Here is a 26,678-nt window from a genome sequence, read left to right on the forward strand (position 1 = left end):
TCGGGATCTGACCCCCATTCACTCCAAAGGAGATCGTGATGTTTCCAAACCCTCAGGCGGTGGTGCCCTCTTTGCAAGCGCGGGTGCACCCTGACGAATGGCAGACCCGTTTGGAACTGGCCGCTTGTTACCGTGTGTTTGCGATGCTCGGCTGGACCGAGATGATCTACAACCACATCACCGTGCGACTGCCCGACAGCGTGACCGGGGGTGACAAGCAGTTCCTGATCAACCCCTTTGGCTTGCACTACAGCGAGGTCACGGCCAGCAACCTGGTCAAGATCAACATGCAAGGTGATGTGCTCGATGGATCGCCCTACAAAGTCAACCCCGCCGGTTTTGTGGTGCATGCCACGCTGCACGGCGGCATCGAGGGAGCGCACTGCGTGATGCACACCCACACCACCGCCGGCGTGGCCGTGGCGTGTTTGCAGGACGGTCTCTCGCAAAGCAACTTTTACTCGGCCCAGCTGCACGGCATGGTGGCCTACCATGACTTCGAGGGCATCACCATCCACGCCGAAGAGGGACCGCGCGTGCTGAAAAGCATCGGCCAAAAGCCTGCGGTGATCCTGCGCAACCACGGCTTGCTCTCCTGGGGGCAGACGCTGCCTCAGACCTTTGCGGTCTTGTGGACTTTGCAGCGGGCGTGCGAGATTCAATTGGCCACGCAGAGCATGGGCGCACCGATTCCGGTGCCCGAAGCGGTTGCGGCCCAATGCACACGCGATGCGCTGCAATTCAACCCCAACCATGGGGCCGGGCAGGACGTTTTTCAAGCACTGGTGCGCCAAATGGACAAGCAAGACACAGGGTGGCGCGCATGAGCGATGCCATGAATGACATCAAATTCGACAAAATCGCGATCGTCGGCGCAGGCGCCATTGGCGGCTGGATGGGCGTGCACCTGGCGCGCACCGGGGCACAGGTCAGCGTGCTGGCGCGCGGGGATACGCTGCAAGCGGTGCAGCAGCATGGCTTGCAGCTGCACCAAGGGGGCGCGTTGCACACCGTGGCCGCGAAGGCATCCAGCGACACTGCGACCCTCGGCGTGCAGGACCTGGTGGTGATCGCCGTCAAGGCCCCGTCCTTGGCATCGGTGGCGCAACAGATCGGCCCGCTGATCGGCCCGCGCACCATGGTGCTGACGGCCATGAACGGTGTGCCATGGTGGTTTTTGCAGGGTTTCGGTGGCCTGGTGGCCGGACGCTCACTCGACGCGGTAGACCCGGGTGGTGCCATCGCCAGCGCCTTGCCTGCTCGGCACATCATCGGCTGTGTGGTGCATGCCAGTTGCTCGGTGGATGCGCCCGGCGTCTTCCGTCACCACTTTGGTGACGGCCTGATCGTGGGCGAGCCTTCTGGTGAGATCACCCCCCGCGTTCAGGCCTTGCATGCGCTGCTGTGCCAGGCAGGCTTCAACGCCACGCTGTCACCGCAAATCCAGAAAGACATCTGGTACAAACTTTGGGGCAACATGACGATCAACCCGATCAGCGCCTTGACCGGGGCCACCACCGATCGGATCCTTGACGACCCCTTGGTGCGCCAATTCATCTCGGGCGTCATGCTGGAAGCCAAAGCGATTGGGGCACACATGGGCATCCCCATCGCCCAAGAACCCGAAGACCGACATGCCATGACGCGCAAACTGGGGGCGTTTCGCACCTCCATGCTGCAGGATGTGCAGGCGTCCAAGCCCGTGGAGCTCGATGCCTTGGTTTCGGCCGTGCGTGAGTTGGGGCAACTCACGCAAGTTGCAACGCCGCTGACGGATGTGTTGCTGGGACTGAGCCGTTTGCATGCGCAAGGCCTGGGGCTGTATGGAACCCCGTCTGGCCGTCCCGTCCGCCAAGATGGCGCAGGCCATTGAATGCGACAACACCCACCCCAGGCCATGGTCTGCCCCTGTCCTCACCCAGTCGCGTGGATGTCATCGCCCGGGTCTGAGGGGCGTTAAATTGCCCTGATGTCCTCCCCACCGGCTTCTCCCCTTGCATTTTCCCGGTTGTCTTTGACTGGGTTTCTCACGCTTTTGCTGATCGCCTTGATGATGGGTGCCAACCACGTGGCGGCCCGCACGGCCTTCAACCATGGTGTGGACGTGGTGACTGCGGTGACCTTTCGCAGCACGGTCACCGCCTTCGTGGTCGCGCTGATTCTGTGGCAACAAAAGGTCGCGCTTCAACTGACAGTCCGGCACCGAAAAAGCCTTTTGCTGATCGGTGCTTTGATCGCGGTTCAAAGTGTCTGCCTTTACTCGGCCGTCGCCCGCTTGCCGGTGGCCTTGGCGCTGCTGGCCTTCAACACCTACCCCTTGTTGACCGCGTTTTGGGCGCGTGTCTTGTACGGCCACCGCCCCGAGCGCATGGTATTGCTGGCCATGCCGGTGATGCTGATGGGTCTGGCGCTGGCGCTCGATGTGCTGGGGGCAGCCTCTGGCCTCGGGGCCGCCGAGCATTGGGGTCAGATCGGGGCAGGTGTGGCCTTTGCACTGGCGGCGTCCGCCACATTTGGCCTGGCGCTGGTCATCACCCAGCACGAGGCCGCCGACGTGGACGGGCGCTTGCGCACCTTCACCACCATGGGCACGGTGGCCATTTTGGCGGCTGTGGTGGCCTTGACCCAAAGCGGTATTCATTTGCCCAACGCCAGCGCAGGTTGGTGGGGCTTGGGGGCCTTGACGTTTTTGTACGGCACCGCCTTCACCATCATGTTCACTGTGCTGCCCAAATTGGGGGTGGTGGGCAACTCGGCCATCATGAATGTGGAGCCCGTTTTTGCGCTGGTGTTGGCCTGGGCGCTGCTGGGGCAATCGATCGCGCCGATGCAGTTGGTCGGCGCTTTGGTGGTGGTCGCCACCGTCATGTGGCTGGGCTTGCGCAAGCGCTGACTTGCTTGGCAGCTGGCGTCTGAGGGATACCCGAGTTTGATATCCCCGACTGGATCGGGGATCTGTGGCTTCGGTGGGGATGGCTACGGCGAGACCACAGCGCGCCCACACCGGGTTCCGAAACTGAGCGGGGTCAGTCCTTTTTTAGCGCCAAGGCTTTGTCATAAAGCTCGTTTTTGGACTCGCCCGTGATCTCGGCAGCGAGTTTGACAGCGGTTTTCAGGGGCAATTCGGGCAACAGCACTTGCAACACACGCAGGCCCTCGCCTGCGGATGCCGCCACAGGCGCGTCGTGCAGCACCAGCACAAACTCACCGCGCAGTCGCTCGGGTTTCTCAGCCAGCCAGCTCGGCAAGTCCTGAGTGGTGAGGGTTTCGATTTGCTCAAACTGCTTGGTCAGCTCGCGTCCCACGGTGATGGGGCGTTGGCCCAAAACCGACAGCGCTTGGGCCAAAGCTTCGATCCGGTGCGGCGCCTCCAGCAGCACCACGGCCCGGCTTTCCATCGCCAAGGTTTGCACGGCACGCGCGCGCTCGGCCGACTTGCTGGGCAAAAAGCCCGCAAACACAAAGCCGTCGTCACCCGTCATGCCCGAGGCACTGAGCGCGGTGGTCACACTGCTGGCGCCTGGCAAGGGCAACACGCGGTGACCGGCTTGGCGCACGGCGCTGACCAGCCGGGCTCCGGGGTCGCTGATGGCCGGGGTGCCTGCATCGCTCACATAGGCCACCCGTTCGCCTTGGGCCAGCCGAGCGATCACGTTTTGTGCGGCTTCGGCTTCGTTGTGCTGGTGAACCGCCAACAGCTGCGCGCCAGGACGGTCCAGACCGTAAGCCCGCAGCAGTTGCTGGGTGTGACGGGTGTCCTCACAGGCCACGGCATCCACCTGCGACAAGATGTGCAGGGCACGCAGGCTGATGTCGGCGAGGTTGCCAATCGGGGTGGCCACGACATACAGTGTGCTGGCCGGGTGGTTTTGCGATCCGGCAGCTTCGTGCGCGGCCTCCAGGGCTTTGGCGAACGAGGCAGACAAGGGAGAGGGCGTCAATGCAATTCCTCAAAAAAGACAAGGTCGGTCAGACCACCAAAGCCCGGGGTGATGCGGGCGAAGACGAGGCGCTGGCCTATTTGCAGGCGCGGGGTTTGCGTCTGCTGCAGCGCAATTATCGGACGCCCGGCCGTGGGGGTGGCGAAATCGACCTGATCATGCAGTCTGCCGATGGCACCGTGGTGTTTGTCGAGGTCAGAAAACGCAGCCGCATCGACCATGGCGGGGCGGCTGCGAGCATCGGCTACGCCAAGCAAAGGCGCATTATTTTTGCGGCCCACCATTACCTTTTGCGTTGGCGTCAGCTGCCGCCAGCACGCTTTGACGTGGTGACCGTTGAGGCCACCGGGCCCGAATGGCTGCAGGCGGCTTTTGATGCCACTTGAAATCTCGGGGAAAAAACGGTGTCTCAAGGCGGCAGCCCTGTGGGCGGGGTTATCATCCCCACCGCATGCTTGACCTTCGAATCCAACAACATTTCATCGACAGTGCAGATCTGCACTACCAGGTGGCCGAGACTTTGGCCAAGCCTGTGGATTCGGCTGTCCAGGCTGTTTTGGCCTGTGTCACGGGGGGCGGCAAGGTGCTGGTCGGTGGCCTGGGCCCTTCTGCTGCGCTGGCCCAGTACCTGGCGAACTTGCTGGTGGGCGGGTTCGAGCGCGAGCGCCCGGGTTTGGCGGCCATCGCCTTGTCCTCGGACGCCCTGACGGCCACCCGCTGGGCCGATGGACAAGCTTTGGCCCGTCAGGTGCTGGCGCTGGGCCAAACCGGTGATGTGTTGGTGCTCATCAGTGCCGATGGCAGCGAACCCGCCTTGACCGATGCGGTTCAGGCTGCCCACGACCGTGAAATGACGGTGTTGGCCTTGACCGGACACCATGGCGGAGGCTTGGCCCGCCAATTGCGTGAAACCGATGTGCATGTGTGCGTGCCGCATGAGCGGGCCGCGCGAATTCGTGAGGTGCAGCACCTGGTGCTGCACTGTCTGTGTGATGGAATTGACACCCAGTTGTTGGGTGAACAGGAGCCTGTTTAAATGAAACGCAATCTTCGATCCTTGGTCTTGACCGGTGCTGTGTTGGCCACTGCTTTGACGGCCATCTCTGGCTGCGCGCCGATGCTCCTGGGGGGTGTGGTCGCCACGGGCATCGTGGCCACCGACCGGCGCACCACGGGTGCTCAGGTGGAAGACGAGGGCATTGAGCTCAAAGTGGCCAGTGCCGTGCGCCGGGATCTGGGTGACCGTGTCCACCTGAATGTGACCAGCTTCAACCGCAAGGTCCTGCTCAGCGGTGAGGCGCGCACGCAGGCCGACAAGGACCGTGCAGAAAAACTGGCGCAGGCCCAGGAAAATGTCCAGTCTGTCTTGAACGATCTGGCGTTGGCACCGCCCAGCAGCCTGACCCAGCGCTCCAAAGACGCGGTGATCACCAGCCAGGCCAAGGCCGCCTTCATTGACGCCAAAGACCTTCAGGTCAACTCGATCAAAGTGGTGACCGAGCGCGGCATTGTGTATTTGATGGGCCGCGTGACAGCGCGTGAAGCCAAACGTGCCACCGACATCGTGCGCGGCATCGGTGGTGTGGCCAAAGTCGTGCGCGTGTTCGACGAGATTTCCGAAGAAGAACTCAAGCGTTTGAGTCAGCCACCTTTGACCAAGTGATACAGGGCATGCCCCAGGAAAAAGAGCGGCTTGTGAGCTGCTCTTTTTGATGCCAATGCCGGTTTAAGCCCGCGTGAGCGGGTGGCCATGACCTTTGGCGGCGCGCATCAGCGCAAGCGACGGATCAGGCTGGAGGTGTCCCAGCGGCCACCGCCCATTTTTTGCACATCGGCGTAAAACTGGTCCACCAGCGCCGTCACCGGCAAAAGGGCACCATTGCGCTTGGCTTCGTCCAGCACCAGGCCCAAGTCCTTGCGCATCCAGTCCACCGCAAACCCAAACTCGAACTTGTCGTCGGCCATGGTCTTGCCCCGGTTGTCCATTTGCCAGCTTTGGGCCGCGCCCTTGCCGATCACGTCGAGCACCTGGTGCATGTCCAGCCCGGCTTGTTGGCCGAACGCAATCGCCTCGGACAGGCCTTGCACCAGCCCGGCAATGCAGATCTGGTTGACCATCTTGGCCAACTGACCGGCACCGGATTCGCCCAACAGGGTGAAGGCGCGAGAAAAAGCCATGCCCACGGGCTTGACGGCGTCAAAAGCGGCGGTGTCGCCACCGCACATGACAGTCAGCAGGCCGTTTTGTGCGCCAGCCTGACCCCCCGAGACGGGGGCATCGATGAACTGCAGACCCAGTTTTTGGGCTTCGGCCGACAACTCCCGGGCGACGGACGCCGAGGCCGTGGTGTGGTCCACAAAGATCGCGCCAGGCTTCATGCCGGCAAAAGCACCGTCCGGGCCCAGCACCACGCTGCGCAGATCGGCGTCGTTGCCCACGCAGGCAAACACGATGTCCACACCTGCTGCCGCCTCACGCGGCGTGGGGGCCGTGGCGTTGCCGGGGCATTCGGCGGCCCAAGCGGCGGCTTTGGAGGCGCTGCGGTTGTACACGGTGACGTGGTGCCCGGCGCGCGCCAGGTGGCCGGCCATGGGGTAGCCCATCACGCCCAGGCCCAAAAAGGCGACTTTTTTGGCGGGCGTCGTGTCGTAGGTTTTGGCGGCGATTTGGCTCATGGGTTTCTCGTAGAGGAGTGAAAAAAAGGCTATTTTGGCAGCCTGCGGGTGCTCTGGCGTGAACCGGGTGCTTTGGGTTGACCATGGGGTGCCATGGGCGCTTTTGGTACGCTCAAGCCATGAACCCCTCAATTGCCGACAACATCGCCCGTGTGCAGGCGCAAATTCAGGCCGCTTGCCAGGCCGCTGGCCGCACTTCAGACAGCGTGCAGTTGCTGGCCGTGTCCAAAACCTGGGGGCCCGATGCCGTGCGCCAGGCCCATGCCGCAGGACTGACGGCCTTTGGTGAAAACTACATCCAAGAAGCGGTGGACAAGATCACCGCCTTGCGCGATTTGCCCCTGCAGTGGCATTGCATCGGCCCGATCCAGAGCAACAAGACGCGTCTGGTGGCCGAGCACTTTGACTGGGTGCACAGCGTGGACCGCCTCAAAATTGCCCAGCGCCTGTCAGAGCAGCGCCCGGCCGATTTGCCGCCCTTGCAGGTGTGCATCCAGGTGAATGTGGACGGCGGCGAGAACAAATCGGGTGTGAGCCCGCAAGAGCTGCCTGCGCTGGCGCAAGCCGTGGCGGCTTTGCCGCGCCTGCAGCTGCGCGGCCTGATGACCCTCCCCGAACCCGCCGAGACCGATGCGCAAATGCGCGCTGTGCACCGCCAAGCCAAAGACTTGTTTGATCATTTGTGCGCGCAGGGCATGCCCCTGGATACCTTGTCGATGGGCATGAGCGCCGACATGGCCGCCGCCATTGCCGAGGGCAGCACGATGGTGCGGGTGGGCACCGCCATTTTTGGCCAACGCTGAACGCTCAAGTCGCTGTGTTCAGTGGCCTTGTCCCGTGCGAAGCTGCAACAGTCTGCGCCGCGCGCCCACCCCGGATGACGTTGTGGGTCAGCACGATCAAGAGTTCAAAAAATCAGTCTAAATTGTCCCGGACTTGACCGGGGGTCGCCTGGGCAGCCCCGCACAATGGCCAGATGCAAAACATCCATTCCCCTCTGCAGGCGCAACTGGTCCAATGGCGGGTGGCCCCTGGTGCGACCGTGGCCGCAGGCGAAGTGCTGGTGATTTTGGAAGCCATGAAAATGGAACACGAAATCTCCGCCAGCCAGGCCGGGCGTGTGGGCGAGCTGTACTTTCAAGCAGGTGAGGCGGTGGCCGAGGGCGAGGTGCTGGGTGTGCTCATGCCCTTGACCGAGGATGTTCTGCGGCCAAAGGCCACTGCCGCCAGCACGACAACTGCCCCTCTTCCAATGGACCGCGCTGACCTGCAAAAGCTGCAAGTCCGCCTGGCCTTCACCCATGACGCGGCACGCCCCGAGGCCGTGGCCAAGCGCCATGCCCTGGGCTTGCGCACCGCCCGCGAGAACATCGCCGACCTGTGCGACGAGGGCTCCTTCGTGGAATACGGCGCTTTGGCCGTGGCCGCGCAAAGCCGCCGCCGCAGCGCCGATGACCTCATGCGCAACACCCCCGCCGACGGCATGGTCACGGGCATGGGCTGCGTCAACGGCCAGCGCGTGGTGGTCATGGCCTACGACTTCACCGTGCTGGCCGGCACACAGGGCATGCGCAACCACCAAAAGACCGACCGCATGCTCGGCGTGGCATTGCAAAACAAGCTGCCCGTGGTGCTGTTCGCCGAAGGCGGTGGGGGCCGTCCTGGGGATGTCGATGTCGCCATCGTGGCGGGCCTGAACCTGGCCACATTTGCTTCGTTTGCCCGCCTCAATGGCCGGGTGCCGGTGGTGGGCGTGGTGGCGGGGCGCTGCTTTGCGGGCAACGCCGCCTTGCTGGGCTGCTGCGACCTGATCATTGCGACCCGTGACAGCAACATCGGCATGGGCGGCCCGGCCATGGTCGAAGGCGGTGGCTTGGGCGTTTTCCCACCCGAGCAGATAGGCCCAAGCGCTGTGCAGTACAGCAACGGCGTGATCGACATCCTGGTGGACAACGAAGCGCAGGCGGTGACTGCGGCGCGGCATTACCTGTCGTCTTTTCAGGGCCTGCAAACCACATGGCAAGCGCCGCCCGTCCAAGCGCTGCGCCATGTGGTGCCCGAAAACCGTGTGCGCGTGTACGACACGCGAGCGGCCATGCAAGGTATCGCCGATGAGGGCAGCCTCTTGTTGCTGCGCACCGGTTTTGGTGTGGGCATCCACACCGCGCTGGCGCGCATCGCGGGGCGGCCGGTGGGGCTCATGGCCAATAACCCGCTGCACTTGGGTGGCGCGATCGACGCCGATGCGGCCGACAAAGCCGCGCGCTTCATGCAGCTGTGCAACGCGCATGGCTTGGCCCTGGTGAGTCTGGTGGACACCCCCGGCTTCATGGTCGGGCCGGACACCGAGGCGACCGCGCAGGTGCGCCATGTCTCGCGCATGTTTGTGGCGGCCGCGCACCTGCGGGTGCCCTGGCTCAGCGTGGTCCTGCGAAAAGGCTATGGTCTGGGCGCCATGGCCATGACGGGTGGTGGCTTTCACGAAACGCTGGCCACGGTGGCCTGGCCCACCGGCGAGTTTGGGGGCATGGGCCTCGAGGGGGCGGTGCGACTGGGTTACCGCAAGGAACTCGAAGCGGTGGCCGAGGGCCCCGAGCGCGAAGCCTTGTTTGCGCAGTTGTTGGCACAGCAATACGACAACGGCAGCGCCATCAACATGGCGGCCACGCTGGAGATCGATGCGGTCATTGACCCTGCCTCTACGCGCGATTGGCTGGTGGCGGGGCTGGAGGCCGGGAAAATCCGGCCCTTCGACGGCGCACTGGCCATAGACACTTGGTGATTGAAGCCATGGACCCCCGATCAAGTCGGAGGTGACACGAATCTGTCATGCCCGCGCATGCGGGTATCCATGCCTGACCGAAGGCCAGGATGCCCGATCAGGTCGGGCGTGACAAAGGCACCCGCGCAGGCAGCACCGTGCCCACGCATTCCCCGAAACCAATGCGCGCAGCGCCTTCGCGTTCACACCAACCGCGCAGCACCACGCTGTCGCCGTCTTCCAGCCAAGTGCGCTGCTCGCCATTGGGCAGCGCGATCGGGTTTTTGCCGCCGGTGGTCAACTCGATCAGCGCGCCCGCCTGGTCCAGTGTGGGGCCCGACAGCGTGCCGCTGCCCAGCAGATCGCCCGGCTGCAGGTTGCAACCGTTCACGGTGTGGTGCGTGAGCATTTGCGCCACCGTCCAGTAGGCGTGACGGTAACTGGTGCGGCAGATGCTTGTATCGGCTTGTCCAGCTTCGCGCATCTTGGGTGTTTGCAGGCCCACTTGCAACTGGATGTCGAACGCGCCGCCGGCTCGGTTGGCCGCCGAGTCCAGATAGGCCAGGGGCTGCGGGTCACCCTCGGGCCGGGTGAAGGCCACGCGGTAAGGGGCGAGCGCTTCGAGTGTCACCACCCAGGGTGAGACCGTGGTCGCGAAGTTCTTGGCCAGGAAGGGGCCAAGCGGCTGGTATTCCCAGCCTTGGATGTCGCGGGCCGACCAGTCGTTGAGCAGGCAGATGCCGAACACATGGTCTTCGGCTTGGGTGATCGGCACGGATTCGCCCAAGTCGTTGCCGCTGCCCACAAAGATGCCCAACTCCAACTCGATGTCCAGCCGCTTGCAGGGGCCCAAGGATGGGGCCTCTGCGCCAGGGGCCATGGTTTGACCCACCGGACGGCGAAACTGCTGGCCCGACACGCCAATGCTGGAGGCACGGCCGTGGTAGCCGATCGGCACCCATTTGTAGTTGGGCAGCAACGGGTTGTCCGGTCGGAACTGTTTGCCGATGTTGGTGGCGTGGTGCACCGAAGTGTAGAAGTCGGTGTAGTCGCCAATGCGGGCGGGCACATCGTATTCGGCCTGCGCTTGCGGCACGAGGCACGATTGCAATATGGCTTGCTCAGCGGAGCCCTCGCGCAAGGCGCGTGACAAGGCCAGGCGCAGGGCGCTCCAGGCATTGGTGCCCAGCGCCATCAGCGCATTGAGCTTGTCTTGTGCGCCTGCCTGGGCTGCGGCAGCCGCATCGCCTTTGAGCACGCCGGACGTGGCGACAGCGGCCAAATCCAGGATTTGGTCGCCAATGGCCACGCCGCCCCGGAATGTTTCAGCGCTGCCTTGGCGGCGGAACAGGGCAAACGGCAGGTTCTGGATGGGAAAGTCAGTGCCGGGCAAGTTCGCCGAGCTCACCCAGCTTTTGAGGGCGGGGTTGTGGGTGTCGTTGAGCAGGGTCATTCGGATGGCTTTCAAGACGCCATGCTGCCGTCGTGCATCCAGGCGGCGTGTTGGGGCGCGCGCTTGGTTTGGCTCCATTCTTCGAGCATGTCCCATTTCACCGCGTCGAGCTTTTTCATCATCTCGGGCGTGCCGCAGTCGGCGGCCAACTCCAGGCGGTGACCACTCGGGTCAAAGAAATAAATGCTCTTGAAGATGGTGTGGTCGACAGGGCCGAGCACCTCGATACCCGCCGCCACCAGCTTGTCTTTGGCGGCCAGCAAGGTGGCCATCGAATCGACTTTCAGCGCCAGGTGCTGCACCCAGGCAGGGGTGTTTTCGTCGCGCCCCATCTCGGGCTGGCTGGGCAGCTCAAAGAAAGCCAGGATGTTGCCCTGGCCCGCATCGAGAAAGATGTGCATGTAAGGATCGGGCGCTTTGGTGGACGGCACTTCGTTTTCGGCAATGGCCAAAACGAATTTCATGTCCAGGTGCTTTTGGTACCACTCGACAGTTTCTTTGGCGTCTTTGCAGCGGTAGGCGACGTGGTGAACGGATTGAACGAGCATGGTGGGTCTCCTGGTGGTCGTGTGATCAGAGGTCTTGCAGGGCAGCGGTGATCTGCTGCTGAAACAGGTTTTCGTCGGCCAAAGCGTTGGCGTTGAGCAGGGCCAGCTTGACGAGGAACAGCTGGGCCTTGTTGGCGCCGGCCTGGTCAATGGCGGTGGCCAGCGCGTCGTAGACGGTTTCGAGGCCGTCGATCGTGAGTTGCTTGTCGGTCATGCGGTTTCCTTATTGCGGCAAGGCGGAGGTCAGGGCGGCTTGCAAGCGCGTGGCATCCAGGGTGATCCAGCGTGCACAAATGTGTTGGTCGGGGCGCAGCAAATAGGCGCCGCCGTTGGCTGGAATCCCGTAGCGCTGGCGCAGGTGGCCGTCGGCGTCGGGCAGGGTCTGATCGGCGCCCGCCACTGGCTTGGCCGCGCCCACCGCCATCACCTTCAGGGGCAGGCCTTGGCTGCGGGCCTGGTCGATGACCGTTTGCAAAGCGCTGGGCAAGGATGCTTCATCGGTGAAGTACAGCAGATCAAAGCCGCCGCCCAGGTGGTCGAGCAAAAAGTCGTTGGCACCCAAGCGCACATTTTGTGGGGGGGCGCCATGCGCAGGGCCGCTTTTGAACAGGCCGTTGTCGTCGCCCGCGCTGTTGAGCATGGAGTGGGTGTACTCGTGCGGACGCGAGGTGCGCCAGTGGTACAGCGGCCGCACAAAGTCTTGCGTGAGCGAGAGCGAGAGCACCGCATCGCGCAGCAGGCGAAAGCCGGGGCTGGGTGGGGCCATGAAGCGGGTGCTCTTGCCCGCCTCGGTGATGATCTCGCGCGCCGCGCCCACGCGCTCGGCGCAGTGGTTGGCCAGCAGCGTTGGACCCGCGAGGCCTTGGACCACATAGGCCAGATGCCAGCCCAGCGACTGCGCGTCTTGGAATGCGGTGTTGGCCCCACGTACGCCAAAAATCGGCAGCAGGTGGGCCGCATCGCCCGTGAAGATGACGCTGCCGTGCACGAATTCAGGCAGCGTGAGCGTGCGGGCCGAATACACCGAGGACCAGTCCATTGTCCACTTCAGACCGGCGTGGCCGATCATGGCCAACTGGGCATCGATGCGGGCCTTGAGCGATTCGGGGCGCAGCGCGTCTTCGGGTGTTTCACCAGGCGGCAGCTGGTAGTCCACGCGCCAGATGCCGTGGGGTTCGCGGTGCATCAGGATGGTGTTGCCGGGGTTCCACTCGGGGTCAAAAAAGGCCAGGCGCTCGGTGGGGTAAGGGAGGTCAATCTGGATGTCGGCGATCACGAAAAATCCTTCGTAGGACGCGCCTTCCATTTGCAAATTCATCGCGCTGCGGATACCCGAGCGCCCCCCGTCGGCGGCCACCACCCAATCGCTCTCCAGATCGTATGGGCCTTCCGGGGTGTCGACTTCCAATTGTGCGAAACCGTCTTTTTGCACCACGGCGTTGACCTTGTTGCCCCAGCGAAAGTCGATCAGCGGCTGGGCTTTGCACGCATCGTGCAGGTACTCCTCCATGAACTGCTGCTGTACGTTGATGATCGGAAAAAACCGGTCATCGCTGTCGTGCGGTGCTTCCATGCGGAACACGCGTTGCCCCCGGTAATACGAATTGCCAAAGCGCCAAGGCAGGCCCCTTGCGGTCATGCGATGGTCCACGCCGACTTGCTGCAGGATTTCCATCGAACGGCGCGTGAAGCAAATCGCGCGGCTGCCTTGCGAGAACTGCAACTCGGCACTCAGCACCACGCTGGGCACGCCGTGGCGCGCGAGCTCAAGGGCCGTGACCATGCCGGCTGGGCCGGCGCCGACGATTACGACCTTTTGGCGGCCTTGCTTCGGGTGCGCCGAGGCCAGCCACGGCTTGAAAACCTCGTAGGTGTAGTAAATCGAAGGGCGCGCTTCGGTGCTGGGTGTGTGCATGGTGGGCTCGTTGTGGGGGTTCAGCGCGGGCGGGCGTGGGCAATCAGGCGGTCGAACAGGCCACTCAAGGTGGTTTGTTCTTTTTCGGTGAGGCAACCAAAAATGTCTTGGTTGCGCTGGTGGACCATGTCCATGGCGCGTTCAAACACTTCGCGCCCGGCGGGTGTCAGGGTCAACACCACGCCACGGCCGTCATCGGGGTGGTCGGCTTTGAGCACCAGGCCCTGATCGACCAAGGCCTGCGCTGCCCGGCTGGCCTGTCCTTTGTTCAGGTTGGCTTTGTCGGCCAGTTCCTTGACGGACAAAGGCTCAAAGGTGCCAACGGTCGTCAGGCACCGCCCATCGCTCATCGACAAACCCGTGCGCTGCGGATAGACCGACTGGCTGTCCATGTCGGTCAGCTTGTGCAGTTGGTGCAGGCGGTAGGTCAGCGTGCGGTCAAGGGGCTTGGACATTCGGCGCTTCGGTCTGAAGGGTGGAGAACGAAGGCCGATCTTAGTTTTATTTGGTTGCGCGCGCAACTAAGTAGAAACACCGATGGTTGTGCGCGCAACCAAGTGCCTGCCCGGTGGTCGGCGCTTGGGCGCCGGCCAAGCCGTCCTGGTTTAGAAGCGCTCGAGCTCCGGGTGCTTGATCGCGCCCGCCCGCACCAGCATGCGGCCGTATTCGGCGCAGCGGTTGAGTGTGGGAATGACCTTGCCCGGGTTGAGCAGGCTTTGCGGGTCAAAAGCGCGTTTGACGGCGAACATCTGCTCGTTCTCTGCCGCGCTGAACTGCACGCACATGCTGTTGACTTTCTCGATGCCCACGCCGTGTTCGCCGGTCACCGTGCCGCCCATGGCGACGCTGGTTTCCAGGATGTCGGCGCCAAACAGTTCGCAGCGGCGCAGCTGGTCCGGGTCGTTCGCATCGAACAGGATCAGCGGGTGCAGGTTGCCGTCGCCCGCGTGGAACACGTTCAGGCAGCGCAAGGCGTACTTTTCTTCCATCTCGGAAATCGCTTGCAGGATGTCGGCCAGCCGTTTGCGCGGGATGGTCGAGTCCATGCACATGTAGTCGGGGCTGATGCGCCCGGAGGCCGGAAAGGCGTTCTTGCGGCCGCTCCAGAACTTCAAGCGCTGGGCTTCGTCGCGGCTGACCGAAATGGCCGTGGCGCCACAGTTGCGCAGCACGGCGCTCATGCGGCCAATTTCTTCTTCGACCTCTTCGGGTGTGCCGTCGCTCTCGCACAGCAAAATCGCCGCCGCGCTCAGGTCGTAGCCCGCATGGACAAAGTCTTCCACCGCGATGGTCATGGGACCGTCCATCATTTCCAGGCCCGCCGGGATGATGCCCGCAGCGATGACAGCAGCCACCGCGTCACCGGCTTTGCGCACATCGTCAAAGCTGGCCATGATGCAGCGCGCCAGTTGGGGCTTGGGCACCAGCTTGACGGTGACTTCGGTGGTCACAGCCAGCATGCCTTCGCTGCCCACCAGCACGGCCAGCAGGTCGTAGCCCGGGGTGTCGAGCGCATCGCTGCCGAATTCAATCGGGTCGCCCTCGATGGTGAAGCCCTTCACCTTGAGCACGTTGTGCACCGTCAGACCGTATTTGAGGCAGTGCACGCCGCCCGAGTTTTCGGCCACGTTGCCCCCGATGGTGCAGGCGATCTGGCTGGACGGGTCGGGCGCGTAATACAGGCCGTAGGGCGCTGCCGCCTCGCTGATGGCCAGGTTGCGCACGCCGCACTGCACCACCGCCGTGCGGCTGACCGGGTCGACCGCCTTGATCTGGTTGAAGCGCGCCATGGACAGCGTCACACCCAGGCGGTGCGGCATGGCCCCGCCCGACAGGCCCGTGCCCGCGCCACGTGCCACCACCGGCACTTGCAAAGCGTGGCAGGCTTTGAGCACCGCCTGCACTTGCGCCTCGGTTTCGGGCAGGGCCACCACCAAGGGGCGCTCGCGGTAGGCGGTCAGGCCGTCGCACTCGTAAGGCGTGGTGTCCTCGGGGGTGTACAGGATGGCGTCTTGTGGCAGCACCCGGCCCAAGGCCTGCACCACGGCGCGTTGGCGCTGGGCACGTTCAGTGGCGGTCAGTTGCTGTGTTTCGTTGGGGGTGTGGGCGCTCATGGCGTGCAAAACCTTGGAATGAAGGCCTGAATGTACGCCCATGAGGGCTTTCATGGGCTGAATATTCTTTGATGGGCTTGTGAAAAGCGCACAGCACGGGCGCATGGCTGCGGGAGACTGCCCCTGCGGCCACAAGCAGTGGCTGGCTTGCGCACGCTGTCGCGGGCGGGGGCGCGCTTGCTCGGGGAGGGCTCAGGCCAGTGCTTTTTTCAGCCAGTCGGCAAAAGTGGCGCATTCCCAGCGCTCCATGGTGCCGGTGCGCCAGCACAAATAGTGGGCGTGGGGGCTGGGCACGCTGCGCTCGAACAGGCGCACCAGTTGCCCGCTCTCCAGCCAAGGGGCGCCCAGCTTGGTGCGGATCAGGCCCACGCCCAGGCCTTGGGCGGCAGCGTCGCACATCAGGCCGATGTCGTTGAAGGACGAGCCTTCGGTGGGTTCGGGCCAATCGAGGTCGTGCGCCGCAAACCAGGTGCGCCAGGGCTCCAGGGGGCTGCGCAGAAGGGATACGCCTTGCAGGTCTTCGGCGGTGGCAAAGGGGCCGTTTTCGCGCAACCAAGCCGGTGACGCCAAGGGGGTGACGTCGTCCTTGGCCAGGCACACGTGCTCCACATCCGAGTAGCGGCCCGTGCCAAAGCGCACCGTGAGGTCGGCGTCTTCGGCCACCACATCCAGCAAAGGAATGCTCACCTGCAGCGTGATGTCGATTTCGGGGTAGGCGTCTAAAAAATGCTTCAGGCGCGGCATGAGCACCGAGCGCGCAAAGGTGGGCGTGACCGCCAGACGCAGTTTGCGACGACCGGGCGTGTTGCTGGCGCTGGGAAAGCGCTGCAGCGACACCAGGCCCTCGCGCACATGGGCCAAGTATTCGATGCCTTCGGTGGTGAGTGAAAAATCCGCCCGTCCAAACAGCTTGGTGCCGATGATTTGCTCGAGCTGCTTGACGCGGTGGCTCACGGCGCTGGGTGTCACGCAAAGTTCTTCGGCCGCTTGGGTCACGCTGCGCAAACGCGCCAGTGCCTCAAAGGTCAAGAGACACTGGATGGGCGGGATGCGAGAGGCGGCGGACATTTGGAGTGGGTTAGAGACAGCGCTGAAGATCTGTCCCGCAAAGCTTAATCGGTTGGGGACAGCGCTGAAGATCTGTCCCGCAAAATAATTTATTTGAAAATCACGGTCTTATGGCCGTTGATCAGCACGCGGTGTTCGCTGTGCCACTTCACGGCGCGGGCCAGCACCTGGCTTTCGGTGTCGCGGCCAATCGTGGTCAGGTCTTCCACGGTCTTGCTGTGGTCCACGCGGGCCACGTCTTGCTCGATGATCGGGCCTTCGTCCAGATCGGCTGTCACATAGTGTGCAGTCGCGCCGATCAGCTTCACGCCCCGGTCGTGTGCCTGGTAGTAAGGCTTGGCGCCTTTGAAGCTGGGCAAAAAGCTGTGGTGGATGTTGATGGCGCGGCCTGCCAGTTTGCGGCACAGGTCGTCAGAGAGGATTTGCATGTAACGCGCCAGCACCACCAATTCGGCGCCTTCGGACTGGATGATCTCGTACTGACGGGCCTCGGCTTGGGCCTTGTTGTCCTTGCTGACCGGGATGTGGTGAAACGGCACGTTGTAGCTGGCCGCCAGTTGGTAGAACTCGCGGTGGTTGCTCACGATGGCGCGGATGTCCAAAGGCAGCAAGCCGCTTTTCCAGCGGAACAGCAGGTCGTTCAGGCAGTGGCCTTCCTTGCTGACCATGAGCACCGTGCGCATGGGCTGGGACGTGGCGTGCAGGTCCCATTTCATTTGAAAGGTCTGGGCAAAAACGCCCCACTGTGCATTCAAAGTCTCGCCATCGGCCAGAGCGCAAGCGAACTGCACGCGCATGAAAAACAGACCCGTATCGTGGTCGTTGTATTGGGCGGCTTCTTCGATATTGCCCCCACGCTCCAGCAAAAATCCTGAAACGGCATGCACGATGCCGGTGCGGTCAGGGCAGGAAAGGGTGAGGATGTAGGTGGTCGTCATGGCTTGAAGCTGCGGTGTTCGCTGTCACCTTCGTGAGGGTGGGCATGTTCGTTTTAACGTCCTATTGTAGGAGACCCCTATGGCTGGGGCAGGCCGGGTGTCGCGCCGGGGCGATGGGCTGAGCGTTTGCCCTTTAAACTGCTCGGCTTGATCGAACCCGAGGAGTTTTGCTGTGGCCCACACCGACCTGAACATGGACAACCAGTGGTTGCCTTTCACGCCCAACCGCACGTTCAAGCAAGACCCGCGCGTGTTTGTAGGTGCCGAGGGCATGCACTTCACCACCCACGATGGCAAAAAAGTCATCGATGGCATCTCCAGCCTGTGGTGCGTGGGTGCGGGTCACAACCGCCGCCCGATCAACGAAGCCATCAAAAAACAGCTGGACACGCTGGACTACGCCACGGCCTTTCAGGCCAGCAACGACAAGGCCTTCAAGGCGGCGCAGATGATCGCCGAGATGGCCCCCGGTGACCTGAACAAGGTGCTGTTTTGCAATTCGGGCTCCGAAGCCGCCGACACCGCCCTGAAAGTGGCTCTGGCCTACCACCGCGCACGTGGCGAAGGCCACCGCAATGTGTTCATTGGCCGTGAAAAGGGCTACCACGGGGTCAACTTTGGCGGCATGAGCGTGGGCGGCCTGCCTGCCAACCGCAAGGTGTATGGCGCGCAGCTGCTGCCGCGTGTGGACCACATGCGCTTCATCCACGACCCGGTCAACCACGCTTACATCCACCACGAAGAACCCGTGTGGGCCGAAGACCCCTTGTTGGAGCTGGAAAACCGCATTCTGGTGTTGCACGACCCGAGCAACATCGCCGCCGTGATCGTCGAGCCGATTGCCGGCAGCGCGGGCTGGTACATCCCGCCCCAAGGCTATGTGAAGCGTTTGCGCGAAATTTGTGACAAGCATGGCATCTTGCTGATTTTTGACGAGGTCATCACCGGCTTTGGCCGCTTGGGCGTGAACTTTGGGGCGGATTACTACGGTGTGGTGCCGGACATGCTGAACTTTGCCAAGGCCGTGACCAACGGCGTGATCCCGCTGGGTGGCGTGATCTGCCGTGACTTCATCTACGACGCCATGATGAACGCCAACTCACCGGCCCATGCGATCGAGTTTTTCCATGGCTACACCTATTCAGGCCACCCTGTGGCCTGCGCCGCGGCCATTGCCACGCTCGACTTGATGAAGGAAGAAAACCTGTTCGCTCGTGCGGGCCAGCAAGGCCGTGTTCTGGGCGATGCCATGCACAGTGCACTCAAGGGCTTGCCCCATGTGATCGGCATCCGCACGCTGGGTCTGGCCGGTGCGGTGGAGCTGGCCAGCATCCCGGGCACGCCCGGCAAGCGCGCCTACGACATCTTCATGGACTGTTTCCACCATGGCGTGTGGGTCCGTCCGGCTGGCGAAAACATCGTCATCTGCCCACCCTACATCGTGGAAGACGCGCACATCGACCAGATCGTGCAGACCGTGGCCGACAGCATCCGCAGGCATGCTTGAGCGGATGATCTGCGAAGCATGAGCGTGGCGCTTCGAGCGGCGCTGACCTTGCTGGTGGCGCTGATGGCCGCCCAGCTTTGTGTGGGGCTGCGCACCCCGATTCCTTGGATGTTGGGGCCATTGCTGGTCACGGCCGTGGCTTCGGTGTGGGGTGCACCCACCTACAGTGTGCCCTGGCTGCGCAACGCTGGGCAATGGGTGATTGGGGTGGTGCTGGGGCTGTATTTCACCCCGCAAGTGGGTGCCTTGGTGGTCAGCCTGTGGTGGGCCATTGCGCTGGCGGTGCTTTGGGCCTTGGTCCTGGGTGCCTTGTTTGACGCCTGGTTGCAACATCGTCACAGGGCTGACATGGCCCATTTGCCGCCCAAGGCTTGGCGGGCAACCACTTACTTTGCCAGTGCGATCGGCGGTGCGTCCGAAATGACCTTGCTGGCCGAGCGCCACGGCGCGCGCACCGATCTGGTGGCCGCCGCCCACAGTGTGCGCCTGGTGCTGGTGGTGTTGACCTTGCCTTTTGCCATGCAGTGGGCACAAAGCCACTGGGGTTTGCAGGTGGATGCGCGTTTGCTGCCCGGTCCGGTGGTGGCCCATGGGTGGGGTTTGTTGGGTTTGGCACTGGTCACGGGGGCGGGCGCCTTGGTCATGGTGGCTTTCAAGCGGACCAATCCCTGGTTCATGGGCGCTTTGCTGGTCTCGATGGGCTTGACGCTGTCAGGCGTGCATTGGTCGGCCGTGCCCACGGATTTGTCGAATGCCGCACAGTTGCTCATCGGCATCAGCCTGGGTGTGCGCTTTCAGCGTGAATTTGTGCACACCGCACCGCGTTGGCTCGCCACGGCGGCCTTGGGCGCTGTGGCCATGATGCTTTTGTCGCTGGGGTTTGGCCTGTTCTTGGCCCACAGCACGGGCTTGCACCCGGCCACCCTGATTTTGGGAACCTCTCCCGGTGGCATTGCCGAGATGGCCATCACCGCCAAGGTCTTGCAGTTGGGGGTGCCGGTGGTCACGACCTTTCAGGTCTGCCGTTTGGTGGCGGTGCTGATTTTGGTGGGGCCGATTTTCAAGTGGGTCGGCAGACACAAAAAAGCCGCCTGAAGGGCAGGCGGCTGATGATGCGTCGGGCGAAGATGCGGCTTTGACATGCGTCAGGCCCGCAAGTTCGGTGCACCCTGAGCGGAGCCGTCGTGTCAGTGCACCACGACCGGTTGCTGGGCCAAGCCGGTGTAGCCTTCGAGCGTGTCTTCGACTTCTTCCTGCGTCGGGGTGTGCTGCTGCCAGGCCTGGATTTGCTGTTGAAACATTTCAGCCCACGAGCCGTCCAGATACACCTCTTTGCCTGAGCGCTTGTCCACGATTTCAAAACCATGGCGTTCCAGCAGGGGTGGGCTGGTCACGGGGGCCGGTTCGGCAGGTGCGTTGGCCAACACATGCATCACGGCAAAGGTTTCGGATTCGTAGAGCAGGTTCATGCGTTCATTCTCCCTCAAGTTCTGCTCCACAAGTGGGGCTTTTCAGAACAACTTCAAGATGGTGTGGTTTTTTCTCCGGCAGGGGCCGAAGCGGGCAGTGGGGGCAAGGCTTCTTGGCCGCGCATCACCAAATCGATGTAGCTGCCGCTGACCTGGGTGATGCGGATGCGAACAGGCATCCAGGCGTGCTGTGCAGAGACCCAGAACTCGACTGTGGCGTCGAAGCGGTTGCGCGGCTGACACACCCATTTGAGGGTGGAGACGGCTTGTCCGTTCAGTTGCAGGGTTTCAGGCGCCCCCAGAGTCAACAGCCAAGGCAGAGCGTCCCGGATGGTGGCGGTTTGCAGCAGCAAACGCGTGCCGGGTTGGAAGCGCTGGGGCTCACCGGCCATGGCTGCGGCCAGTTGCACATACAGGCTGATCTGGTCTTGTGCACCCGCTTCGAGCACGGCCACCGGGGCGTTGTTGCTGAAGATCACCCGGTTTTGCATGCGGTCAAAGTGGGCGGCCCGCTCGTTGCGCCAGCTGTCCGAGAAACGGTTGGGGGCCAGGCCTGCGCTGGTGATGTCGCCCTGGCTGCGCCAGTGGCGGGTGCCCACCAAAAATGCCTTCACCGACAGGCCCAAGGCATAAGCCGTCTCGTTGTGCTGCCACCTCAATTCACCGCTGGCGTGGTAATTCAAGCCCTTGTCCTGGCCCGTCAGGCGGTAGCTCAACAAAACCGGGGGTGGCAGTGCGCCCAGCGGTATGGGCGGTAAAGCGGTGCTGGCTGTGTCGGCGGGGACTGCTGCAGATGCTGAGGATGCTTCGGGGACCAAAGGGCTGGCTGGCGCAGGACTGGCGCCGATTTCTTGTGCTTTTTCTGAAGCTGACAACGCGTCAGAGGCTGATGGCGTGGGCTCAGGTGTTGTTTGAGGTGTGGGCGCAGAGGTGGGCTCGGCCATGGCGCTGTCGTTGGCCATGGCCACATCGACGGGTGGGGCGGGCGGCGTTGCTGGTGTCGGGTCTGGTGCCGGTGCGGCTTTGGGCTCGGTCGCCACCCGGGTGCGAGCTTGGGGGGCAGCGGCTTGCACAGGCGAGAGTGTTGGCGCGGGTGTGGGCGGCACCCACCGGGTTTGCATGGGGGCGACGCGGATCGGTTCTGCCGTTTGCAGCCGCCACTCCAGCGTGCCGCTCAGGCCCAAGACCAAAGCCATGTGCACGGCCAGCACGGCAGCCACCAGCGACAGCGGTGGACGGCGCGATGGCTGCGCTGTCCCGATTGAGCTGGCTTTGGCGCTGGAATGTGCAGGCACCCGAGCCCTCCTGTTCAGCGGCTGCGCCAGCCCAGATCGGCCGACAGTTGCTGCGCGAATTGGCGCAAGCTTTGCGCAATTGGCCCGTCCCATGCGGTGTCGAGTGTGGCCGACGATCCCAGCGCCACCACGCCCAGCACCAAGTGCCCATCGGCGTCAAAGACCGGTGCACAAAACCCGGAAATGCCGGGCAGCAGCACGTTGACCACGCGGCCCAAGCCTTGTTGGCGGGTTTCTTTCACCATGGCCTGCAGTTGCGCCGGTGTGCTGGGCAAGTCACTGCGACCCAATTTGCGGGCCAATGCCAGCTCTTCTTCGATCATGGGCCCCGCTTTTTCGGCTGCGCCGCCATGGCTGTTGAAGGCGGTAAAGCAACGCCCCGTGGCCGATGACAGCAGGGGCATCACATCGCCCAAGCGCAAGCTGACCGGCATGGCCAAAGGTGTCTCTTGCCAGTGCACCAGGGTGGGCCCCCGGTTGCCCCAGACGGCCAGGGCCATGGTGTGGCCGGTGATCTCGATCAATGCGGGCAAGCGTTCGCGCGCCATCTTGACGGCGTCCAGCCGTGACAAGGTGGCCAGTCCCAAGCGCAAGGTGGCTGGGCCCAGCTCGTAGCGTGTGCTGGTGCTGTCTTGCACCACCAAACCCAGGCGCTGGAAACTGACCAGATATCGGTGGGCTTTGGCGGCGCTCATGTGGGCCGCAGCCGCCAGGTCACGCAACATCAACGGTCCGGGGGCTTGAGCCAACACATCCAGCAGCGCAAAACCCACCTCCACCGATTGGATACCGGCGCGTTCCTTGTCGCTGTCTTTGGATGGGATGGCCGTGCTCTCTGGGTTCATGTCGCCTAAAATCCGGTTTCGTTTAGTTAAATGGGTTTAACAATGCGTAACTTCTCGGTGGTGCACACTGTAGCCCATTGCGAACCGAACGGACTGATTCAAGATGAAACTGGCGACCTACAAAGACGGCTCACGCGACGGACAACTGGTGGTGGTCTCGCGCGACCTGAGCACCGCCCATTATGCGACCGGCATCGCCAGCAAAATGCAACAGCTGCTGGACGACTGGAACTTTCTGTCTCCCCAGTTGGAAGACCTGTACACCACCCTGAACCAGGGCAAAGCCCGCCACGCGTTTCCGTTTGACCCGGCGCAATGCATGGCGCCACTGCCCCGCGCCTACCAGTGGGCCGATGGTTCGGCCTACCTGAACCACGTGGAGCTCGTGCGTGCGGCGCGCAACTCCGAAGTGCCCAGCAGCTTTTACACCGACCCGCTGATGTACCAAGGCGGCAGCGATGATTTTCTGGGCCCCTGTGACCCGGTGGTGTGCGCCAGCGAAGCCTTTGGCATCGACTTCGAGGCTGAAATCGCCGTCATCACCGGCGACGTGCCCATGCAAACCAGCGCCGAAGATGCCATCGAAGGCGTGCGCCTCATCATGCTCGCCAACGACGTGAGCTTGCGCAACCTGATCCCGAACGAATTGGCCAAAGGGTTTGGATTCTTCCAGAGCAAACCCGCCACCGCCTTCAGCCCCGTGGCCATCACGCCCGACGAGTTGGGCGACGCCTGGCATGGCGGCCGCGTGCACCTGACGCTGCAATCCACTTGGAACGGCCGCAAAGTCGGCATGTGCGAAGCGGGGCCCGAAATGACCTTCCACTTTGGTCAGCTGATCGCCCACATCTGCAAGACGCGCAATGTGCGCGCCGGCTCCATCGTGGGCAGCGGCACCGTGAGCAACAAGAGCGTGGAAGTGAATGGCCAACCCGCGTGGCCCAAGGGTTACAGCTGCATCGCTGAAAAACGCGCGATTGAAACCATCCTGGATGGCCAACCCAGCACCGAATTCATGAAATACGGCGACACCATCCGCATCGAGATGAAGGGCTTGACTGGCGAGAGTGTGTTCGGGGCGATCGAGCAAGAAGTGGTGCCGCTCGAGCGCTGAAACCAGCACGGCCCGCATCCTTCGGGATCGGCGCTCACCGACACGCAGCGTGGAGCGACCGATCCGAGATGGGCGGTCCTGGGCCCGCGCCATCGTCCAAAGTGATGTGGCTTAGCCGCCCAGCTTCTTCATCAGCAGTGCGTTCACTTGCCCCGGATTGGCTTTGCCCTTGCTGGCCTTCATGATGGGGCCGACCAAACCGTTCAAGGCTTTGGCGTTGCCGGCCTTGAACTCTTCCACGTTTTTGGGGTTAGCGGCCAGCACCTCATCGATGATTTTTTCCAACTCGCTGCTGTCGTTCATCTGCTTGAGGCCTTTGGCTTCGATGAGGGCGTCAACATCGCCTTCTTGATTCCACAGGCCATCAAACACCTGACGCGCCGCGTTGTTGCTGATGGTGTTGTCGCTGATGCGGCCAATCAAAGCAGCCAGTTGTGCGGCGCTCACCGGTGCTTGCTCGATGGCCATGTCGCTGGCATTGAGCCGGCGTGAGACCTCGCCCATGATCCAGTTGCTGGCCAGTTTGGCCTGGCCGCAGGCTTTGGCCACAGCTTCAAAGTAAGCGGCGATCGCCTTGCTTTGCGTCAGTTGCGTGGCGTCGTATTCGGGCAGCGCGTAGTCACGCACAAAACGCTCGGCCATCACGCGGGGCAGCTCGGCCATCTCGCCTTTCACGCGCGCGACCCAGTCACGGCCGATCACCAGGGGCGGCAGATCCGGGTCGGGGAAATAGCGGTAGTCGGCGGCGTCTTCCTTGGTGCGCATGGCGCGGGTTTCGCCCGTGTCGGGGTTGAAAAGCACGGTGGCTTGCTGGATGGCATGGCCGTCTTCGATCTGGTCGATCTGCCAACGCACTTCGTAGTCGATGGCCTGCTGCATGAACTTGAAGCTGTTCAGGTTCTTGATTTCGCGGCGCGTGCCCAGGGGGGCCCCAGGTTTGCGCACCGACACGTTGGCGTCGCATCGGAACGAGCCTTCTTGCATGTTGCCGTCGCAAATGCCGATCCAGGTGACGATCTTGTGCAGCTCCTTGGCGTAGGCCACCGCTTCTTCGCTGCTGCGCATGTCGGGCTGGGTCACGATTTCCAAGAGCGGTGTGCCAGCGCGGTTGAGGTCGATGCCACTTTGGCCAATGAAATCCTCGTGCAGCGATTTGCCCGCGTCTTCTTCGAGGTGGGCGCGCTCCAGGCGCACGGTTTTGCGCACCGTCTCTTTGCCTTCTTCCAGGAAGAACGACACCTCGCCGCCTTGCACCACCGGGATCTCGAACTGGCTGATTTGGTAGCCCTTGGGCAGGTCGGGGTAGAAGTAGTTTTTGCGCGCAAAGACGCTGCGCTCGGCAATGTGCGCGTTGATGGCCAGGCCAAACTCAATGGCGCGTTCGACCGCGCCGATGTTCATCACCGGCAGTGTGCCGGGCAGGGCCATGTCCACCGCGCAGGCTTGCGTGTTGGGCTCGGCACCAAAGGCCACCGAGGCGCGGCTGAAAATTTTGCTTTGGGTCGAGAGTTGGGCGTGGGTTTCGAAGCCGATGACGACTTCGTAGCCTTGGACGAGTTTAGGTGCAGTCATTTAAACGCCCTCCGGCTTGCGAAGGTGGAAATCGGTGGCTTGTTGCAGGCGGTGTGCAGCGTTCAGCAGCTGGGCTTCTTTGAAGTAGTTGCCGATCAGTTGCAGGCCCACGGGCATGCCGCCCGCGCCAAAGCCGGCGGGCACGCTCATGCCGGGCAGGCCTGCCAGCGAAGCGGGCAGGGTGAAGATGTCGGCCAGGTAGTCGGCCACCGGGTCGTTGGCGTTCTCGCCAAACTTCCAAGCCACCGATGGGGCCACGGGGCCGGCGATCACATCGCATTCTTTGAACGCGTTTTGGAAGTCGTCGGCGATCATGCGCCGGATTTTTTGCGCCTGCAGGTAGTAGGCGTCGTAGTACCCGTGCGAGAGCACGTAGGCGCCGGTCATGATGCGGCGTTTGACCTCGTTGCCAAAGCCTTCGGCGCGGGACTTTTTGTACATGTCCACCAGGTCCACATAGTCGTTGGCGCGGTGACCGAACTTCACGCCATCGAAGCGGCTGAGGTTGGAGCTGGCCTCGGCGGGGGCAATGATGTAGTACACCGGAATCGACAACTCGGTGCGCGGCAGGCTGATGGGCACGAGTTTTGCGCCCAGCTTTTCGTATTCGCGCAAAGCGCCATCCACCGCAGCGCGCACATCGGCGTGCAGCCCTTCGCCAAAGAATTCTTTCGGAATGCCAATGCGCAGGCCTTCGAGCGAGTTGTTCAAGGAGGCGGTGAAATTTTCGGCAGCCACGTCCAGCGAGGTGGAATCGCGGTCGAGGTCCGGGCCGCACATGGCGCTGAGCAGCAAGGCGCAGTCTTCGGCGCTGCGGGCCATGGGACCGGCCTGGTCCAAGCTGGAGGCGTAGGCGATCATGCCGTAGCGAGAGGCGCGGCCATAGGTGGGCTTGATGCCAGTGATGCCGCAAAAGCTGGCAGGCTGGCGGATCGAGCCACCGGTGTCGGTGCCGGTCGCAGCGGGCGCCAGGCCGGCGGCCACGGCGGCGGCGCTGCCACCCGATGAGCCGCCGGGCACGCGGGCCGTGTCCCAGGGGTTTTGCACCGGGCCGAAGGCTGAGTTTTCGTTGGCCGAGCCCATGGCGAACTCGTCGCAGTTGAGCTTGCCCAATGTGACCATGCCTGCGGAGCGAAGGCGCTGTACGACGGTGGCGTCAAACGGCGAGCGGTAGCCGCTCAGGATTTTGGAGCCCGCTGTGGTGGCGAAATCCCGCGTCACGAACACGTCTTTGTGCGCCACCGGAACGCCTTCTAAGGGGCCTGCCGTGCCGCCAGCAATTTTGGCGTCGGATGCGCGGGCTTGGGCCAGCGTCACTTCGCTGTCGATGTCCAGAAAGGCGTTGTGCGGGTTGCCGCCCATGCGGGCCAAAAAGCGCGTGGCCACTTCGACGGCGCTGACTTCTTGGGTCTGTAACAGGGATGCCAACGCTTTCACGCTGAGGTTGTGCAGGTCACTCATG

The 26,678-nt window shown here is 63.1% G+C and carries 25 protein-coding genes and 1 pseudogene; 11 read left to right on the forward strand and 15 right to left on the reverse strand.

The window, feature by feature from the left end; genetic code table 11:
• The first annotated feature begins 38 nt into the window (after nt 1-38).
• The 3 genes from LHAB_RS05575 to LHAB_RS05585 all read left to right on the forward strand — a co-directional run bounded on the left by LHAB_RS05575 (nt 39) and on the right by LHAB_RS05585 (nt 2,893).
• A complete protein-coding gene (locus tag LHAB_RS05575) occupies nt 39-827 on the forward strand; it encodes a class II aldolase/adducin family protein (protein WP_090044461.1) in 789 nt (262 codons plus the stop codon).
• Between the two features lie 8 nt (nt 828-835).
• On the forward strand, nt 836-1,873 hold the full coding sequence (locus LHAB_RS05580; protein WP_228763358.1) for a 2-dehydropantoate 2-reductase: 1,038 nt from the start codon (nt 836-838) through the stop codon (nt 1,871-1,873).
• 96 nt (nt 1,874-1,969) lie between these two features.
• Nucleotides 1,970-2,893 carry a DMT family transporter gene (locus LHAB_RS05585; RefSeq protein WP_090044466.1) on the forward strand — a complete coding sequence of 308 codons (924 nt, stop codon included), beginning with the start codon at nt 1,970-1,972 and terminating at the stop codon, nt 2,891-2,893.
• A 133-nt stretch (nt 2,894-3,026) separates the two neighbouring features.
• Here LHAB_RS05585 and rsmI read toward each other — a convergent pair whose 3' ends face one another.
• Complete coding sequence (gene rsmI, locus LHAB_RS05590; RefSeq protein ID WP_090047714.1) at nt 3,027-3,926, reverse strand: 16S rRNA (cytidine(1402)-2'-O)-methyltransferase; 900 nt, start codon at nt 3,924-3,926, stop codon at nt 3,027-3,029.
• A 14-nt stretch (nt 3,927-3,940) separates the two neighbouring features.
• Here rsmI and LHAB_RS05595 point away from each other — a divergent pair, with 14 nt between their 5' ends.
• The 3 genes from LHAB_RS05595 to LHAB_RS05605 all read left to right on the forward strand — a co-directional run bounded on the left by LHAB_RS05595 (nt 3,941) and on the right by LHAB_RS05605 (nt 5,604).
• Complete coding sequence (locus LHAB_RS05595) at nt 3,941-4,327, forward strand: YraN family protein (RefSeq protein WP_090044468.1); 387 nt, start codon at nt 3,941-3,943, stop codon at nt 4,325-4,327.
• A gap of 65 nt (nt 4,328-4,392) precedes the next feature.
• Complete coding sequence (locus tag LHAB_RS05600) at nt 4,393-4,977, forward strand: SIS domain-containing protein (protein WP_090044470.1); 585 nt, start codon at nt 4,393-4,395, stop codon at nt 4,975-4,977.
• The gene (locus tag LHAB_RS05605) at nt 4,978-5,604 is read left to right on the forward strand and encodes a BON domain-containing protein (protein ID WP_090044472.1); all 627 of its coding nucleotides are present in this window, start codon (nt 4,978-4,980) and stop codon (nt 5,602-5,604) included.
• A gap of 107 nt (nt 5,605-5,711) precedes the next feature.
• Here the strand turns inward: LHAB_RS05605 and LHAB_RS05610 are convergent, their stop codons facing one another.
• Nucleotides 5,712-6,617: an NAD(P)-dependent oxidoreductase gene (locus tag LHAB_RS05610; protein WP_090044474.1), complete on the reverse strand. Its 906-nt coding sequence runs from the start codon at nt 6,615-6,617 to the stop codon at nt 5,712-5,714.
• 119 nt (nt 6,618-6,736) lie between these two features.
• On the opposite strand from LHAB_RS05610, the gene LHAB_RS05615 reads away from it, so the two are divergent.
• Both LHAB_RS05615 and LHAB_RS05620 read left to right on the forward strand, forming a co-directional pair.
• On the forward strand, nt 6,737-7,420 hold the full coding sequence (locus tag LHAB_RS05615) for a YggS family pyridoxal phosphate-dependent enzyme (protein WP_090044476.1): 684 nt from the start codon (nt 6,737-6,739) through the stop codon (nt 7,418-7,420).
• 146 nt (nt 7,421-7,566) lie between these two features.
• Nucleotides 7,567-9,399, forward strand: a pseudogene (locus LHAB_RS05620) (carboxyl transferase domain-containing protein); the annotation flags it as partial.
• Between the two features lie 97 nt (nt 9,400-9,496).
• On the opposite strand, the gene fahA reads toward LHAB_RS05620, so the two are convergent.
• The 8 genes from fahA to purU form a co-directional block, all read right to left on the reverse strand.
• Nucleotides 9,497-10,831: a fumarylacetoacetase gene (fahA, locus tag LHAB_RS05625; RefSeq protein WP_090044480.1), complete on the reverse strand. Its 1,335-nt coding sequence runs from the start codon at nt 10,829-10,831 to the stop codon at nt 9,497-9,499.
• Nucleotides 10,832-10,842: 11 nt separating this feature from the next.
• Nucleotides 10,843-11,379 (reverse strand): VOC family protein, encoded by a 537-nt coding sequence (locus LHAB_RS05630; RefSeq protein ID WP_090044483.1) that lies wholly within the window; start codon nt 11,377-11,379, stop codon nt 10,843-10,845.
• 25 nt (nt 11,380-11,404) lie between these two features.
• Complete coding sequence (locus tag LHAB_RS05635) at nt 11,405-11,593, reverse strand: DUF2783 domain-containing protein (RefSeq protein ID WP_090044485.1); 189 nt, start codon at nt 11,591-11,593, stop codon at nt 11,405-11,407.
• Between the two features lie 9 nt (nt 11,594-11,602).
• Nucleotides 11,603-13,294, reverse strand: coding sequence for an FAD-dependent monooxygenase (locus LHAB_RS05640; protein WP_090044488.1), 1,692 nt, complete (start codon nt 13,292-13,294; stop codon nt 11,603-11,605).
• Nucleotides 13,295-13,314: 20 nt separating this feature from the next.
• Nucleotides 13,315-13,749 carry a MarR family winged helix-turn-helix transcriptional regulator gene (locus LHAB_RS05645; protein ID WP_090044490.1) on the reverse strand — a complete coding sequence of 145 codons (435 nt, stop codon included), beginning with the start codon at nt 13,747-13,749 and terminating at the stop codon, nt 13,315-13,317.
• Between the two features lie 150 nt (nt 13,750-13,899).
• Nucleotides 13,900-15,408, reverse strand: a complete 1,509-nt coding sequence (locus tag LHAB_RS05650) for an FAD-linked oxidase C-terminal domain-containing protein (RefSeq protein WP_090047716.1) — start codon at nt 15,406-15,408, stop codon at nt 13,900-13,902.
• Between the two features lie 192 nt (nt 15,409-15,600).
• Entirely contained in the window at nt 15,601-16,476 is an 876-nt protein-coding gene (locus tag LHAB_RS05655) for a LysR substrate-binding domain-containing protein (protein ID WP_090044496.1), read from the reverse strand.
• An 89-nt stretch (nt 16,477-16,565) separates the two neighbouring features.
• Nucleotides 16,566-17,414 (reverse strand): formyltetrahydrofolate deformylase, encoded by an 849-nt coding sequence (gene purU / locus LHAB_RS05660; protein ID WP_090044498.1) that lies wholly within the window; start codon nt 17,412-17,414, stop codon nt 16,566-16,568.
• Between the two features lie 172 nt (nt 17,415-17,586).
• Between purU and LHAB_RS05665 the strand changes: the two genes are divergently transcribed.
• Together LHAB_RS05665 and LHAB_RS05670 are read left to right on the forward strand one after the other, a co-directional pair.
• Nucleotides 17,587-18,921, forward strand: a complete 1,335-nt coding sequence (locus LHAB_RS05665) for an omega-aminotransferase AptA (RefSeq protein ID WP_090044501.1) — start codon at nt 17,587-17,589, stop codon at nt 18,919-18,921.
• Between the two features lie 18 nt (nt 18,922-18,939).
• Nucleotides 18,940-20,016: an AbrB family transcriptional regulator gene (locus LHAB_RS05670; protein WP_090044504.1), complete on the forward strand. Its 1,077-nt coding sequence runs from the start codon at nt 18,940-18,942 to the stop codon at nt 20,014-20,016.
• A gap of 92 nt (nt 20,017-20,108) precedes the next feature.
• Here LHAB_RS05670 and LHAB_RS05675 read toward each other — a convergent pair whose 3' ends face one another.
• From LHAB_RS05675 to LHAB_RS05685, 3 genes are read right to left on the reverse strand one after another with little or no spacing between them, the layout of a single operon-like run.
• A complete protein-coding gene (locus LHAB_RS05675; RefSeq protein WP_090044506.1) occupies nt 20,109-20,390 on the reverse strand; it encodes a BTH_I0359 family protein in 282 nt (93 codons plus the stop codon).
• A 53-nt stretch (nt 20,391-20,443) separates the two neighbouring features.
• Nucleotides 20,444-21,685, reverse strand: a complete 1,242-nt coding sequence (locus LHAB_RS05680; protein ID WP_228763359.1) for a DUF3108 domain-containing protein — start codon at nt 21,683-21,685, stop codon at nt 20,444-20,446.
• Nucleotides 21,686-21,699: 14 nt separating this feature from the next.
• Nucleotides 21,700-22,530, reverse strand: a complete 831-nt coding sequence (locus LHAB_RS05685; RefSeq protein ID WP_090044511.1) for an IclR family transcriptional regulator — start codon at nt 22,528-22,530, stop codon at nt 21,700-21,702.
• 103 nt (nt 22,531-22,633) lie between these two features.
• Here LHAB_RS05685 and LHAB_RS05690 point away from each other — a divergent pair, with 103 nt between their 5' ends.
• Nucleotides 22,634-23,644: a fumarylacetoacetate hydrolase family protein gene (locus LHAB_RS05690; protein WP_090044514.1), complete on the forward strand. Its 1,011-nt coding sequence runs from the start codon at nt 22,634-22,636 to the stop codon at nt 23,642-23,644.
• A 111-nt stretch (nt 23,645-23,755) separates the two neighbouring features.
• Here the strand turns inward: LHAB_RS05690 and gatB are convergent, their stop codons facing one another.
• Together gatB and gatA are read right to left on the reverse strand one after the other, a co-directional pair.
• Nucleotides 23,756-25,216 (reverse strand): Asp-tRNA(Asn)/Glu-tRNA(Gln) amidotransferase subunit GatB, encoded by a 1,461-nt coding sequence (gene gatB, locus LHAB_RS05695; protein ID WP_090044516.1) that lies wholly within the window; start codon nt 25,214-25,216, stop codon nt 23,756-23,758.
• A complete protein-coding gene (gene gatA / locus LHAB_RS05700) occupies nt 25,217-26,677 on the reverse strand; it encodes an Asp-tRNA(Asn)/Glu-tRNA(Gln) amidotransferase subunit GatA (RefSeq protein WP_090044519.1) in 1,461 nt (486 codons plus the stop codon).
• Between the last annotated feature and the right edge of the window lies 1 nt (nt 26,678).

The sequence above is a fragment of the Limnohabitans sp. 2KL-27 genome (assembly GCF_001269345.1).
GTDB lineage: Bacteria > Pseudomonadota > Gammaproteobacteria > Burkholderiales > Burkholderiaceae_C > Limnohabitans_A.